Genomic DNA, 16,636 nt, shown 5'->3' with positions numbered 1-16,636 from the left:
TTTTGAAATTAAATATGGCGTAGTAATTCGTTTTACATTCTAATGCGAAAATTATGCTTCAAATTTCATACGAATTGCTTCAAATATTATAACACAATACCTTAAAGCAATGTTAATTTTGGATGAAATGTTCACTCGTTTTAACTCGGACGAGATTATTTTCAACTTAATTAATCTAACTAAAAACACTATTTCATGATTAAATTTAAAATGGTATTCTTTTTGCTTTTAGCAATTGGTATCCAAAATGTTTATTCACAATCGAATAGCATTAACGGCACAGTACTAGACGACCAGGGTGTTCCTCTCCCAGGAGCTTCAGTGATTGAAAAAGGAACATCAAACGGTACTCAAACTGATTTTGATGGTAATTTCAACATATCTGTGAATGCAAATGCTGTATTAGTTGTCAGCTATATAGGCTTTGTTACGCAAGAAGCTTCAGTCGGTAATCAATCAAATATTTCTATACAATTAGACACTGACACCAACCTATTAGACGAAGTTGTTGTAGTGGGTTATGGCACACAATCTCGTGCAGAAGTGTCAGGAGCCATCTCAACTATTAAATCTGAAGAACTCACAGCAACACCGGTTACTAATGCAGAATCTGCATTACAAGGTAGAGCAGCAGGTGTGACCGTAATAAGCAACGGTTCACCAGGCTCCGCACCAGAAGTAAGAATTCGAGGTTTAGGAACAATGAACAATAGTTCTCCTCTTTTTGTTATTGACGGGGTTATTTCTACTACAGGATTAGCAGGATTAAACCCAGGAGATATCGATAATATTAACATTCTTAAAGATGCATCAACTACAGCAATTTATGGTTCATTAGGTTCAAACGGTGTGGTAATGGTTACCACCAAAAAAGGGACTAAATCGAATCAGGTTACTGTAAATTTTGAATCGTATACAGGAATCCAATTTATCACAAACAGATATGATGTACTTAATACAGATCAATATCTCCAATACGCAAATGATGCTTATGGTATAACACCAAATACACCAGGAAGCAGATCAGGTTTAAATACAAATTGGCAAGATGAACTGTTTACAACTGGTATCATGCAAAATTATGATTTAAGCATAGCCGGTGGTAATGAAAATAGTAATTATAGATTTTCAGGCAACTTCCAGGATCAAGATGGAGCCGTTATTGAGACTGGTTATAAAAGGTATTCGTTTAGAGCAAATAGTAATTTCACTGTCGGTAAATTAAGTTTAGGCGAAACATTAGCGGTGTCTTTTGACAGACAAACACCAGAAGGTAGTCTTGGCACAGGAAGATCCTTAATTGAACATGCGATAAAAATGCCACCATATTTATCTGTATATAATAGTTCAAATTTAGGAGGTTTTCAAGGGCCAAGTAGTGCAAATGATGGTCAAGATGCTGAAAACCCAGTTAGAATTCAAAGGTTAGGCGAATATGCTAATAAGGGTATTAATATTAATGGTAGTGTTTTTGGTGATTATGAAATTTTAGAAGGTTTGAAATTTAAATCTCAACTTGGGCTAATTTATCAAAACTACCTTAACGAATCATTCACACCTGCTTATAATGATGATAGTGAAAATTCGGGTACAGGAACTCAAGTTTATGCAGGTATTGTAAAGAATACTGGTATTACTAAAGATGTGATATTTACGAATAGTTTAAATTATACGAAATCGTTTAATGATGTTCATAATCTAGATTTTTTACTATTATATGAAAGACAAGACGGAAGCAGGTCTAACATTAACACAAGTAGTAGAAATGAATTAAGCAACACAATCAATGAAATTTCTAATCAAGATTCGCAAATTTCATCACAATCATTTGAATATACACGAGTTAGCTTTCTAGGAAGGTTGAATTATAATTTTGATCAGCGCTATATTTTTGCAGCCTCAATGCGTAGAGATGCCTCTAGTAGGTTTGGTGCTAATAATAGATGGGGATGGTTTCCATCTTTAGCAGCTGGTTGGAATATTGCTAAAGAATCGTTTCTTGAAGATTCATCATTTAGCACCTTAAAACTAAGAGGTAGTTGGGGTGTTGTGGGGAATGATAGAATTAGAGATTACGCCTATACTTCATCACTATCACCTAATTTTAATTATCCTTTTGATGGCGGAAATTCTGTTGGTGTTACAGTTGAAGGAATTGCAAACGCTGATATCAAATGGGAAGAAACCAATATGACTAACATAGGCTTAGATATTGGATTAATGAATGAAAAGGTAACCATGGCCTTAGAATATTACAACAACAGAAGTAATGATCTATTAATGGATTTACAATTACCAGATTCTCACGGATTTTTGGTTAATTCAATTTCTTCTAATGTTGGTTCTGTTGAAACTAAAGGTTTTGAGCTTTCATTAGGTTTTAATGATTTTGAAGGTGACTTTACTTGGTCTGCCAATCTTAATTTAGGAACAGCGAAAAATGAAACTATCTCATTAGGTGGACTTGAAGAAGTTCCTGGTGGTAGCTTTGAAAACGAAAACCTTACACGTTTAGCACCTGGGGAATCACTTTTTCATTTTTACGGTAAAGTAACTGATGGAGTATACGATACCCAAGCTGAAGTAGATGAAGTGTTCTGGTCAAATACAGGTCAAACTGGAGTTCAACCAGGAGATATTCGATTTAAAGACATAAACAATGATGGAGATATAAATGCAGATGATAGAACTGTATTAGGTAATGCCTTTCCTGATTTAACTTACGGTTTAAATTTATCAGCAGCTTATAAAAGCTGGGATTTCAACGCATTCATTAGTGGCGTATCTGGCAATAGCATTTACAATACAAACATCTATGACCTAGAAGGTATGCCACGTCTTTTTAATTCTGGTACAGCAGTTTTAAACCGTTGGACCGGGCCAGGAACTTCAAATACAGTACCACGTGCATTTGGGTCAACACAGAACGTATCTGCTTCAGATCGCTTTATTGAAGATGGTTCATATACTAGACTTAAAAACATCTCAATTGGTTACACAATTAAAAATACTGCTCTTAATGAATACATTAGTAAATTAAGAGTGTACTTGAGCGCACAAAACATGTTGACATTCACTAATTATTCTGGCTTAGACCCTGAAATTGGAAATCCGAATGTTGCTAACGGAGGCACAAATTTTGAGGTTGGTATTGACCGTGGAAATTACCCTCAACCAAAATCAATATTAACTGGTATTCAAGTATCATTTTAAAATAAAAACAATGAAAAAATATAAATATATAACTGCAATTGTTTTTAGTCTACTATTCATAAATTCATGTGATGATAGTGGTCTTGAACTAATTAACGAAAACAACATAGCTCCGGAAACCTTCTTTGCAGATCAAAAGCAAGTGGAAGCTTCGGTAACAGCTATTTATGCTAACCTGCAAACACAAGGACTATATACACGTCACATGTTCTTTATGATGGATAATATGTCTCATGAAAATGCAGGCAATCCTCAATTGGAAGCCGATAAAAGAGAATACTTAGATTTTGCTTTTAATTCCGCACATGGGGCCATTGGACAATATTGGACAAGTTGTTATAAAGGAATCAACAAAGCTAATTTTGTGATAAGCAACCAAGAGAAAATAAATGAGTTGTCTGACAACTTATTATCTCAAGAATTAAAAAATAAATATATCGGGGAAGCAAAATTTATGAGAGCCCTTTATTATTTCTTTTTAGTGACACGATATGGAGATGTGCCATTAATTACTGAAATTCCAGTAGATAATGTTGGTAATCCTAGAAGTCCAAAAGAAGATGTATATCAACAAATAATTACTGATTTAACTGATGCATCTAACACACTATTAGCAAAAGGTGTAGAGGTTAAAGGACGAGCAACTAAAGAAACTGCGTTGGCTTTTTTAGGCAAGGTTCATTTATTTAGAGGCGAACATCAGCTTGCATTAACCAATTTTGAGAAAATTTACAATAAGTATTCATTGGAAGATAATTATTTTGACAACTTTAGAGCTGATACCGAATATGGTGAAGAATCTATATTTGAAGTAGCATATGATGAAGCAATTGGCGGTTCTGGCTGGGGAGATGGTGTCTCTGGTGATCGTTTAAATGAAATTACATTTAGAGGCCAAGAATATGGTTTTAATGATTGGTTCAATGTTTACCCATCAGACGATTTAGTAAACGAATACGAGGTTGACGATCCGCGTCTTAATGATGTTTTTTATAGTGAAGGTGCTGTTTTTCCTGGTGGCACTATTAAATCTGGCACACCACCTGAGGAAGTACCAGAAGGAGAAGTGTATATTCCTTTAAACAGAACACATGTTTGGAAAAAATATCAAAATTATTATCAACGAGATCATGAAAACCAAGCTTCTGGGATCAACTTCAAAGTATTAAGATATGCAGATGTGCTTTTAATGATGGCTGAATGCGAAAACGAAGTAGGTACACAAGCAAAAGCAGTAGGCTATATTAACGAAGTTAGAGCAAGACCAAGTGTTAGTATGCCGGCATTGTCTACTGGTTTATCTAAACCAGCAGTTTTTGATGCTATTGTACATGAGCGTAAAGTTGAATTGGCAGGTGAACAGATTCGATTTAATGATTTAATTCGTTGGGGTAAAGCGGCAGAGTTTTTAGCAGGCACAGGTTTTCAGGCTGGTAAAAGCGAACTTTTCCCAATACCACTTTCTGAAATAACTGCAAATGAAAACATTAGTTCTTCAGATCAAAATCCTGGTTATTAAGAATTCATGATTCATTTTTATAAATATTCAAAGAAGCTACCCTTTTCAGGTAGCTTCTTTTTATTTTATTTAGAATAGCTTAATTTCAAGCACTTATAATAAACATCAACTTATGATTATTGTTAGGTTTTAATTACTATTGAATATGCATCTAAAACAATCAATCTCATAGCTCTCAATTATGTACACTTTAATGCTAGGCAAAGGAAATAATAAAGTATTAATACTTTTCATTTTCTATTTTACCCTACTTACTACTTCATGTAAAAAAAATGAATTTCAGTTATTCACTAAAATATCATCTAATGAATCTGGCATCACATTTAACAATAAAATTGTAGAAACTGACAGCTTCAATATTCTAACCAGTGAATATATATTTAATGGTGGTGGTGTGGCTATCGGTGATTTCAATAACGATAAAAAACCAGATGTTTTTTTTACGGGCAATCAAACACCCAATAAACTTTATTTAAACAAAGGTGATTTTAAGTTTGAAGACGTTTCAAATAAAGCAGGGATTGAAGCTGACAAATATTGGAATACTGGTGTGGCACTTGTAGACATTAACAACGATAACTTACTAGACATCTACCTTTGTTCTGCCATGTTGCCCACTGAAAAAGAACGGCAAAATTTGCTCTTTATAAATCAGGGTATTGATAAAGATGGTAATCCTAGTTTTAAAGAAATGTCTCAACAATATGGTATAGCTGATTATGAAAATAGCATGGGTGCAACTTTCTTTGATTATAATAAAGATGGATTTTTAGACCTATACGTTCTTAATAATGTTGACGTCCACATACTACCAACGAATTATAGAGCAAAAATTACTGATGGCACTGCATTAAGCAATGATAAATTATACCGTAACAATGGTGACGGTACGTTTACTGATGTATCAATAGAAGCTGGTATTACCATCGAAGGTTACGGCTTAGGCTTGGCTATATCAGATTTAAATTATGATGGCTGGCCAGATATCTATGTAAGTAATGATTACCTCTCAAACGACCTCCTTTACATAAATAACCAAGACGGAACTTTTTCAAATCAAATACAGAATTTCATTAAACATCAAAGCAAATTCTCGATGGGATCTGACATTTCTGATTATGATAATGATGGAAATTTAGACATCATAACACTTGATATGTTGGGTGAAACCAATCAAAGATTAAAAACTACGATATCAAATAATTCATATACAAGCTACCAACTAAATGAATCTTTTGGCTATGAATATCAATACAGCCGAAACATGCTTCAAAAAGGTAACGGACCCAATACTCCTTTTAGCGAAATTGGACTCATGGCAGGCATTGCACGAACAGATTGGAGTTGGTCTCCACTATTTGTAGATATGGACAATGATGGCTTTAAAGACATACTCATTTCAAATGGTTTTCCGAGAGACATTACAGACACTGATTTCGGTGATTTTAGATTTAATATGAGTCGATATTTAAGTACTGCAAAAATATTAGATTCTATTCCACAAGTTAAAATTCCTAATTACGCCTACCATAATGATGGTGTTGGCAGGTTTAAAGATGTTGGTGAAGAATGGGGCCTTAATATACCTTCATTCTCTAATGGTGCAGCGTACGCAGATTTAGACAACGATGGAGATTTAGATTATATAGTCAACAATATTAATGATGAAGCTTTTATATTTAAAAACAACATTAACGATATTACTAACAGTAAGCACAACTATATATCTCTAAATTTAGTTGGCCCAAAGTCTAACATAAAAGGTATTGGTGCTAAAGTTGTTCTCAGACTAGAAAATGATGCTATAAAATTTCATGAATATTTCCTTAACAGAGGCTATATGTCAACCGTTCAAGATATAGTTCATTTCGGATTAGGTTCCACAGAAAAAATCAGTGCAGTTGAAATTTTATGGCCTAACGGCAAATACCAAAAAATAGATAATGTTCTAGCAAATCAAACTTTAACTATACAATATAATGATGCCATAAAAACCAATATTGACGCACTCAATTTCCCACTTACGGATAATAAAAACAAAACAATATTTAACGAGATTTCAGAAGAATTAGGTGTTGAATATGTTCATCAAGAAAAAGATATCGTAGACTACTATGTGCAGCCAATTTTGCCGCATAAGTTTACACAAAACGGACCATGTTTAGTAAAAGGTGATTTAAATGGTGATGGTACTGAAGACTTTATCGTCGGAAGCTCCTCTCGTTTTTCCCCCCAAGTTTTTACTCAAAATGAAGACGGTACTTTTAATCAATCCTCGCTAGTAGCAGATGCGGAGAGCATGATTTATGAAGAAGAAGATTTAATTCTTTTTGACTTAGAAAATGATGGTGATTTAGATTTGTATTTAATATCTGGCAGTAACGAATCTATGACGCAAAATGATAGATTGATGTTAAATGATGGCAAGGGTAATTTTGAACTTGCCCAAAATAAAATGCCAGACATCAATGCAAGTGGATCTGTTGCTACCGCATATGATTATGATAATGATGGCTTTGTAGATTTATTTATTGGCGGAAGAACTCCCTATAGCAAATTTCCACTTCCTGAAAAGAGTTTCTTACTTAAAAATGAGAATGGTATATTAAAAGATGTTACCGATTCTGTTGCTCCTGAATTACGAAAAATTGGTATGGTTACTGATGCTATTTGGGCTGATATAGATTCTGATAATATAAAAGACTTAATTGTTATTGGCGAATACATGCCGATAACAATTTTCAAAAATGACCATTCACAATTAAGGCAATTAAAAAACACCAATTTAGATGATTTATTTGGGTGGTGGGAAACCATAGAAACTGCAGATTTTGATGGTGATGGCGATGCTGATTTTATTGTAGGAAATTTGGGAGCAAATAATTTATATCAACCATCAAAGGATAGACCTGTTACTTTAATATCTAAAGATTTTGATACAAATGGCACAATTGACCCCGTAATGTTCGCCTATTTTAAAAATGATTTTAAAAGATCAACATATGAACCTTTCCCTGTAAATTTTTGGGGAGATTTAAATAAACAAAGTCCATTATTTAGATCAAAATTCAACTCGTATAACCACTATGCAAAAGCTACACAGCTAACAATGTTTGATAAAAATGAATTGGACGATGCACATATATTGACGGGTAACTATGATAAAAGTATTTATTTAGAAAATATTGGTGATGGTAAATTTAAATATTCTCAACTACCTTGGGAGGCGCAAATTGCTCCTATTAATAGTATTGTAATTACAGATTATAATGATGATAATAATCTTGATGTAATTCTAATTGGTAATGACTACGGAAACGAAATATTCATTGGCAGATATGATGCATTTAACGGCTGTGTATTACAAGGAAATGGCAACGGAGCATTTACTGCTGTTAAAACGAGTGTATCTGGCTTTAATGTTAACGGTGATGCAAAAGACCTTATAAGTGTCAATAGCAATGAAGAAAAAAAACCATATTATATTGCCTCTCAAAATAGAGGCGAATTATTGATTTTTCAACAAAACTAAAAACAAAATAAAACTCGTATTACCATATTAGTTTATAGCACTATTCTATTAGACTTAATTATAGCCTTGTATTCGTTACAAAGGCTATTTTTTTACTATCAGGTGACCAACTAGGCACATTAATAGTACCTTGACCACCATAGATGTAACCAATCACTTTAGGCTCTCCTCCTTCATAAGGCATAATTCTTAATAGGCAATGTTTGTAAAATGGATGATCATTTGGATCAATATCTGAAGGAAATGAAATAAATGCAATCCATTTTTTATCTGGACTTACATGCGGAAACCAATCATTGTATTTATCAAAAGTCAACTGCGTTTGCTTTTTTCCATTAGCTTTCATGCGCCATAGTTGCATTGTACCAGTTCTAGCAGAATTGAAAAAAATATGTTTTCCGTCAGGACTATATTCGGGACCATCATCAAGCGTAGTCAAATCTGTTAATTTCTCTTCTTTTCCAGAGTCAACATCAACAGTATGAATATTATATGCACCCCCTCGATTTCCTGTAAACACCATTTTTTTATTGTCTGGTGACCAACCATGAAAGTATGATGCCCCTACCCCTTTTTTAGTAACCAACTTAGGCAATGAATCCCCTTCGGTTGGTAAATAATAAATTGCTGAAGTACCTCCATCATCTTGATTATGATTGCTAATTCCCAACAATTTTCCATCAAAAGTTAAAACATGATCATTATTATTATTCACTGCAAATCCCGTATTCAGACTAGAAATCGAATGTGTAGCTAACTCATAATTATACAAGCGTCCTTTTGAATTATATATTAATTTCTTTCCGTCTACTGTCCAGTTAGGTGCTTGTATAGAATGTGCAGATTGATAAATAATTTCTCGCTGACCTGTTTCAACGTCCATTATTTCAAGATTACTACCAATATAATCTCGATATGGTTTAAAGTCTGGCTCGACAGGTTTTATGATTCGAACATTTCTATAGATAGCACTCTCAACAACTTCTGGGTTATGTGAACACATATAAATTCCTATATAAACTTCTGTATCTAATTGAACCGCATCTAGCGTAACACTTGTAAATTCTTCTCCAAACTTGGCGGTAGACATTATAAACGTATTACCCTTTCGCTCTAATTGAATAACATCTGGATGGGTTGCTGTAGAAACCACCTCTTCGGTATCTGCCCCAATCTCTTTTCTGTATTGCAAAGATGTTAGTCCATCACCATGTGTAGATGCATTCACGTGCTTCGAATTAGGGTCCAGACTATTTTTCACTATCCAACCAACTTTTCTATGAGGATCAACACCCTCACCTACAAACGCCACTTCAGTTCTAAGAATAAAATCACCCTGAATTGTTGTCCATAAATATTGAAACTCATCTGAACCAAACCACATATTTGTTCCCGAACCACTAAGGGTGTATGTCTGGTTATCTTCTGAATATGCTACTTTCCCTTCATGTTTACAATCGCCAATAGCTGTGCTTCGATCAAATTGTCCAATTTTGTTTTGTGCTGATACAATTGACCAACTTAATAGTAAAATTAAAAATGCACTTAATTTAATAGTTTTCATATTTCTTGTTTATGGTTGGCTAATTAGTTATTAATTCCATCTGGGGCGAATACCTGGAGCAAAAGGGAATTTTAATGATTGATAATACTCTAGTGTTTCTTTAGGTTTCTCTACACCTTCAGGCAATTCTCTTTGTGAAAAAGTTTGAAAATAAAGTAAGCATGCATCTCGCCACCATTTTGCTTCTTTCAACTGAATTTTTAAAAGCATTACTACTTCGTTAAACTCCTCTTCCGAAAGAAATGATTTCGCATTTTCCCAAGTCGTAATCATAGCCTCAACTTGATGTACACCTTCTTGATATTTTAAGGCAATTCCATCCCATAGTGTATGTCCGTTTTTAAGCTTATAGTCCCACGGCAAATGGTGAAACCATAATAAATATTCCTCTGGTATTGTTTTTGGATTATTGTACAATTTTTCTATTTCCTTAGCATACTGTTCAGTGGCATTACTTCCAGAAGGAGTACGATCAAAACCGATTCCTTCTGTATCCGCTTTATGATAATAAACAGGATTCCAATCAGGTCGACTTAAATTATTAACCCAAGGCCCAGGACCATAATGATGCCCCGTATCAAAAATATGATGTAACCCCAATGGATCCATATAATTTACAACTGCTTCTCGCGAGCTCAACATCATTTTTTTAATTGGCTCTACAAATTCTTTATTAGTTGTATACGTTGCTTTTATCCATTCATCAGCTATAGTATTGGAACTCAAATACGGATCCCATGCCAAGCGACCAAAGCCATACCAATTTGCTTGAGCAAAGGGATGGCCTGTCCAATTTAAATCTGTTCCTATATTAGCAACACCTGCTACTCCCGTTATTTTATTATTATGTAAGGAGCCATCAATTACTTTTGCAACTGTTGAACCTTTCCCTTTTTGATAGGTATCTGAATCTAATACTTCTTCAAAAAGTTTTGGAAGAAAAACTAAATGAGTACTAAAACCAGTATATTCTTGGGTGATTTGAAACTCCATCATTAATGGCGTTTTTTCCATTGCACCGAACATGGGATGAAAAGGTTCTCTTGGTTGAAAATCGATTGCTCCATTTTTAACTTGCACCAAAACATTATCCTTAAACCTACCATCATAAGGCACAAATTCTGCATAAGCTTGCTTTGCTCTGTCTGTATCATCATGTTCAGAATAAACAAAGGCACGCCATATTACATTACCTTTATACGGACTTAAAGCCGTTGCTAACATATTAGCTCCATCTACATGATTTCTTCCATAGTTTTGAGGACCGGGTTGCCCTTCTGAATTCGCTTTTACTAAAAAGCCACCAAAATCAGGAATCTCCTTATAAATTTCACTGACTTTAGTATTCCACCACGTTTGAACCGACGCATTTAATGGGTCAGCAGTTTCAAGACCGCCAATTTCAATTGGAGCCGAAAATCGTGCTGTCAAATAAACCTTAATACCATAATTTCTAAAAACATTAGCTAACGCTTTTACTTTCTCAATATACATTGGCGTCAAAATCAATGCATTTGCATTCACATTTGTTAAGGATACCGCATTGATACCGATTGAGGCATTTGCCCGCGCATAATCAATATAACGTTGATCAATATACTCTGGTAATTTTTGCCAATTCCAAAGTGAAAAACCAGCATAACCACGTTCTACTGTTCGGTCAAGATTATCCCAATGATTAAGCATGCGGATATCGACTTTAGGCGCATCAATTAAATTTATTTCACTTAATGATACCTGTGTTCGCATTAAATGCAGTAATCTAAAAACACCATACAGTATACCGTTATCACTATTTGCGCTCACCAATAATACTTTTCTACCCTTTACTTTAATTGTTTTTATAATAAAGCCTTCTTCACCAAGTTTATCAAAATCACTAGAAATTGAATTTAATATTTCCGTTTTAAGTGCATTTTTCTTGGCTACAATTAGTGTAGAATTCGAATTTAATTCTTTGGTAAAATCTAGCGACTGCCCAAGCATTTTTTCAAGACCGTTTTTCATTTCTTGTTCGGCAACCGTTAACATCTCAGAATCACTTTGAAAATATACTGAAGTAGTAAACGTCTTATATTCTTTTTCAAATTCAGAAACTTCTATGGCTGAGTTACCCAACCATAAATCATATCCATCTGGTGATTGAGCCTGTAATTGAATTGATATTACTGCAAAAAACAGTACAATAAATTTTAATGATTTCATTTTCATATTCAGTTAATAATCATCAAGATACTTATTAAAATAAACTTATTTGCCAACTCCATTTTGAGAAAACAAATTAGTTTGAATTTGTCATATTATATCGTTTTTTATAATCTAGAGGAGTTCTATTAGTTATTGTTTTAAACTGCCTATTAAAATTTGACATGGTCTGAAAACCACTTTCATAACATACTTGCGAGGCATTCATTTTTTTTTCAATAAGTAATTTACAAGCATGACCTATGCGTATTTCACTAACAAATTCTGAAAAGGTTTTGTTTGCATGAGTTTTAAAATATCGGCTAAAAGAAGTTGGTGTCATATTTGTTAGGGTGGCCAGTTCAGCAATAGGAATTTTTCTTTTAAAATGCTTCATCACATAGGCATACACTTTATTCATACGTTCAGTATCACCCTCTCTTAAAGTATTTGTATAGCCTGAACTTGCTAAAAGTTTTATATCGTCAGATTGAGAAAGTAAATTTAAAATATGCATCAAACCAAGAACAGCATCAAAACCTTCAAGTTTTGGCAATTCTAAAATCATCCTACTAATAATATCTGCCGTTTTATTTGTCACATCAAAACCACGTAAACCTTTTCTAAAAAGTTTACGTAACAATATACCTTCCTCTTTATATAACAATGTGTCTCCAATAAAATTCTCATTAAAGTAAACAACAATACCTTCTGCTCCATTTTCACTCTCTTCAGTATCACTTCGCCATAAATGTGGCAAATCTGGACCTAAAAAAGTAATATCGCCGGGTTGAAATGACTTTACGTGATCCCCAATAAATCGAGTTCCTTTTCCTTTTAAAACCATAAATAATTGATATTCCGGGTGAAAATGCCAATTAGGATCAAAAATTGTTTGCCTTAATGACTGAACCACAAAGGCATGCGTTTTAGGGATGGGAGATTTCTGTAAGGCTGATTTCAACTTTTAAAGCTATTTTTAGAATTAGAACAACACTAATCTATCTATAAAAATAGACATTTTACAATTTTGTGATATAATAAAGTCAATATATGCAATAAGACAGTCCTATTTGTGCGATATTAATACTTAAAATTGATAAATATTTAGACCAGAACATTATGAAGACTTTTTTAAGAGGAATTTTCGGTGGCGTATTAACAGTTGTATTATTTATAGGATGCAATAATAAAGCGCCAAAAACCATTGCCGCTGACGATCAACCTAGAAGAATTGAAATGTTATTTCTAGGACACGAATTAGAACATCATAATTCAAAAGAATATTTTCCAATTTTGGCTTCTGCCCTAACCAAAGACGGAATCAATATTACATACACAGAAAATGTAGCTGACCTCAATGCTGATAATTTAAATTTATATGACGGTCTTATTATTTATGCTAATCATGAAAGTATTGAACCCGCTCAAGAAACTGCCTTATTAGATTATGTTTCTGACGGACATGCTTTTATCCCATTACACTGCGCTAGTTTTTGTTTTAAAAATTCACCGGAGTATATCGATATGGTAGGCGGGCAATTTTTAACGCACGAGAAAGGTACTTTTACCGCCAATATTGTTGCCAATCAACATCCGTCAATGAAAAATGTTGAAGAGTTTTCTACTTGGGATGAAACGTATGTACACGATAAAATTGCCGATGATATTGAAGTTTTAATGGAACGTGTTGAAGGTGATCATAAAGAATCTTGGACATGGGTTAAAAATTACGGCAAAGGAAAAGTATTTTATACTGCTTACGGTCATGATGAACGCACATGGAATCAACCTGGTTTTCAACAATTAGTTAAAGAAGGTATTCTGTGGGCTGTTGATGATAATGCAAAGAAAAACTGGGAAGCTTATTCGAAAGACATTCCAACTTTAATGTATGAAGAACGTGATGGTATTCCAAATTATGAAAAACGTGATCCTCCATTAAAATATCAAATGCCTTTATCGCCTGAAGAATCGGCAAAACTAATTCAAGTGCCAGCCGGATTTGATTTACAACTTTTTGCATCAGAGCCAGATATCATCAACCCAATTGCAATGAACTGGGACGAAAGAGGAAGACTTTGGGTTATTGAGACTGTTGATTACCCAAATACTGTAAGAGATGAAAATGGTGTTGGCGATGACATGGTGAAAATTTTAGAAGACACCGACAATGATGGTAAAGCTGACAAGGTTACAATCTTTGCAGACAAACTAAATATACCCACAAGTTTTGCATTTTATGATGGTGGAATTATAGTTTCGCAAGCACCTCATTTTCTGTTTTTAAAAGATACGGATGGTGACGATAAGGCAGATATTAGAGAAATAGCCATTGATGGTTGGGGAACTTATGATACTCACGCCGGCCCTTCAAATCTTCAAAATGGAATAGACAACAACCTGTACGGTGTTGTTGGTTATTCTGGCTTTAAGGGCAATGCATATGGTCAAGATCTTGACTTCAATAAAAATATGTATCGTTTTAATCCGAAGAAAAAATACTTCGAGGTTTTAACAAATACCAGTAACAATACTTGGGGTCTAGGCATTACTGAAGACAATTCACTTTTTGCGTCAACTGCAAACAATACCCACAGTGTTTATTTAGGCATTCCTAATAGAATTATGACGGGTTTAGCTGGTATTCCTGCGCAAGGAAGTTTAAAGATTGATGGGCATTATGCGATGCAACCACTAACACCAAATATTAGACAAGTTGATGTTTTTGGAGGATTTACAGCTGCTGCCGGACATCACTTTTATACGGCAAGAAATTACCCAAGTGAATACTGGAATACGATTGCTTTTGTTTGCGAACCTACAGGTGGTTTGGTGCATATTGCCAAAATTGAGAATGACGGAGCTGGTTATATCGAAAAAGATGGCGGCAACTTCTTTGCAAGTTCTGATGAATGGGTTTCACCTGTTGAAGCCAAAGTAGGACCTGACGGAAATGTTTGGGTAGCTGATTGGTACAACTTTATTATTCAACACAACCCAACACCAAAAAAAGAACGTGGTGGATTTGACGCAACAAACGGAAAAGGAAATGCTTATGAAAATCCGTTGCGTGACAAATCTAGAGGTCGTATTTGGCGTGTAGTTCCTAAAAATTTAGAAACTCAAGATCCCATAGTTTTAAATAAAAATGAGCCAGAAGAATTAATTGAAGCATTTACCAACGATAATATGTTTTGGCGTATGACAGCTCAACGCCTATTAGTAGATAGTGGAAATAGTGATGTGTTACCTGAACTTTTTAAACTAGCCAATAATTCTAAAGTAGATGAAATGGGGATGAATCCTGCTGCGCTACATGCACTTTGGACTATTGCTGGTTTGGTAGATTTAAACACAAACACAGACGCTTATAATGTTGTTAACGGAGCATTACATCATCCTTCTTATGCTGTACGTAAAGCAGCATTGCAAATACTACCTAAAAATGAAACAACAGATGCATCTATTTTAGATTCAAATGTTCTTGAGGATAAAAATCCATTAGTACGAATGGAAGCCCTTCTCTATTTTGCTGAAAGACCTTCCTCTGAAACCATAGGAAAAAAACTATTTGATTTTAGTCAAGAAGATGCAATTGCTAAAGACAACTGGTTGTCAAAAGCTATATATGCTACGGCAAGTAATCACGCTTCAGGTTTCATGAACGCCTATACTGCCGCAAATCCTGATTTTGATTTAAAAGTAGAAGGTGCCAAACAGAGACAAGCTGTAGACTATGATGATAGCAAATGGAAAACCATGAAATTGCCTCAATTTATAGAAGACGCTGGGCTTGATATGGATGGAATTATTTGGTTCAGAAAAGATTTCAATTTTAATGCTACCGGTGCTAGTTACATATCTTTAGGCCCAATTGATGATTCTGATGTTGTATACATTAATGGCCAGCAAATTGGAGCTACGGAGAAAGATTATGCGCGAAATCGGCGTTATAACATTCCTGATAACGTTTTAAAGAAAGGTCGCAATTCTATTGCCATTCGGGTTGAAGACACCGGAGGCGGTGGTGGAATTTATGGTGAGCCAGATCAACTTTTTATACGCTCTGGCAGCAACTCAACCAAGCTGTCAGGTGTATGGAAATATGAAGTTGAAACTGACTTTTCACAACGTGCAATGAATGCGTTTGGTGAAATACCAATTGCCGATGTTTTTGCAAAAAATTATAGTAATGTGAGCACCAATGCTGATAACAATCTAAATGCTACTGACCAAAATAGTACCGTAATCAACATCAAAACAGTTAAAAATGAGATGAAATTTGATATTACAGAATTTACTGTAAAAACTGGCGAATCTATTGAATTGGTATTGGAGAATGTTGATTTCATGCAACACAACCTTATTATCATAGAACCTGGCTCTACAGAAAAAGTAGGTGCAGCAGCAGATAAATTAGCTCAAGATCCTAAAGGGGCTGACTTAAACTACGTTCCTCAATTAACTGAAGTGCTATTCGCTACAGCTTTAGTAAATCCACAAGAAACGGTAACCTTGAAATTCACGGCACCAAGTGAGCCCGGTATATATCCTTTTATTTGTACTTTCCCTGGGCACTGGCGTATTATGAAAGGCGTAATGAAAGTAGTTTCTAAATAAA

7 protein-coding genes are annotated in these 16,636 nt (G+C 34.4%); 4 read left to right on the top strand and 3 right to left on the bottom strand.

Going from position 1 to position 16,636, the window contains the following annotated elements; all coding sequences use genetic code 11:
* The first annotated feature begins 195 nt into the window (after positions 1-195).
* The 3 genes from JQC67_RS06635 to JQC67_RS06625 all read left to right on the top strand — a co-directional run bounded on the left by JQC67_RS06635 (position 196) and on the right by JQC67_RS06625 (position 8,264).
* Entirely contained in the window at positions 196-3,213 is a 3,018-nt protein-coding gene (locus tag JQC67_RS06635; protein ID WP_203252044.1) for a SusC/RagA family TonB-linked outer membrane protein, read from the top strand.
* 10 nt (positions 3,214-3,223) lie between these two features.
* Complete coding sequence (locus tag JQC67_RS06630; RefSeq protein WP_203252043.1) at positions 3,224-4,732, top strand: RagB/SusD family nutrient uptake outer membrane protein; 1,509 nt, start codon at positions 3,224-3,226, stop codon at positions 4,730-4,732.
* Between the two features lie 181 nt (positions 4,733-4,913).
* Entirely contained in the window at positions 4,914-8,264 is a 3,351-nt protein-coding gene (locus JQC67_RS06625; RefSeq protein ID WP_238934510.1) for a VCBS repeat-containing protein, read from the top strand.
* Positions 8,265-8,322: 58 nt separating this feature from the next.
* On the opposite strand, the gene JQC67_RS06620 is transcribed toward JQC67_RS06625, so the two are convergent.
* From JQC67_RS06620 to JQC67_RS06610, 3 genes are all read right to left on the bottom strand, one after another.
* On the bottom strand, positions 8,323-9,828 hold the full coding sequence (locus JQC67_RS06620; RefSeq protein ID WP_203252041.1) for a TolB family protein: 1,506 nt from the start codon (positions 9,826-9,828) through the stop codon (positions 8,323-8,325).
* A 30-nt stretch (positions 9,829-9,858) separates the two neighbouring features.
* Positions 9,859-12,033, bottom strand: coding sequence for an alpha-glucuronidase family glycosyl hydrolase (locus JQC67_RS06615; RefSeq protein ID WP_203252040.1), 2,175 nt, complete (start codon positions 12,031-12,033; stop codon positions 9,859-9,861).
* A gap of 76 nt (positions 12,034-12,109) precedes the next feature.
* On the bottom strand, positions 12,110-12,976 hold the full coding sequence (locus JQC67_RS06610) for an AraC family transcriptional regulator (RefSeq protein ID WP_203252039.1): 867 nt from the start codon (positions 12,974-12,976) through the stop codon (positions 12,110-12,112).
* 158 nt (positions 12,977-13,134) lie between these two features.
* On the opposite strand from JQC67_RS06610, the gene JQC67_RS06605 reads away from it, so the two are divergent.
* A complete protein-coding gene (locus tag JQC67_RS06605; RefSeq protein ID WP_203252038.1) occupies positions 13,135-16,635 on the top strand; it encodes a PVC-type heme-binding CxxCH protein in 3,501 nt (1,166 codons plus the stop codon).
* The last annotated feature ends 1 nt before the right edge of the window (position 16,636 follow it).

Source organism: Aurantibacter crassamenti (genome assembly GCF_016811105.1).
Classification (GTDB): Bacteria; Bacteroidota; Bacteroidia; order Flavobacteriales; family Flavobacteriaceae; genus Aurantibacter_A; species Aurantibacter_A crassamenti.
This window is presented reverse-complemented; position numbering and strand designations above follow the sequence as displayed.

What these genes read in the sequence shown, in the direction of transcription:
- JQC67_RS06635 (WP_203252044.1), top strand. Translation starts at nt 196, where the DNA reads ATGATTAAATTTAAAATGGTATTCTTTTTGCTTTTAGCAATTGGTATC.
- JQC67_RS06630 (WP_203252043.1), top strand. Translation starts at nt 3,224, where the DNA reads ATGAAAAAATATAAATATATAACTGCAATTGTTTTTAGTCTACTATTC.
- JQC67_RS06625 (WP_238934510.1), top strand. Translation starts at nt 4,914, where the DNA reads ATGTACACTTTAATGCTAGGCAAAGGAAATAATAAAGTATTAATACTT.
- JQC67_RS06620 (WP_203252041.1), bottom strand. Translation starts at nt 9,828, where the DNA reads ATGAAAACTATTAAATTAAGTGCATTTTTAATTTTACTATTAAGTTGG.
- JQC67_RS06615 (WP_203252040.1), bottom strand. Translation starts at nt 12,033, where the DNA reads ATGAAATCATTAAAATTTATTGTACTGTTTTTTGCAGTAATATCAATT.
- JQC67_RS06605 (WP_203252038.1), top strand. Translation starts at nt 13,135, where the DNA reads ATGAAGACTTTTTTAAGAGGAATTTTCGGTGGCGTATTAACAGTTGTA.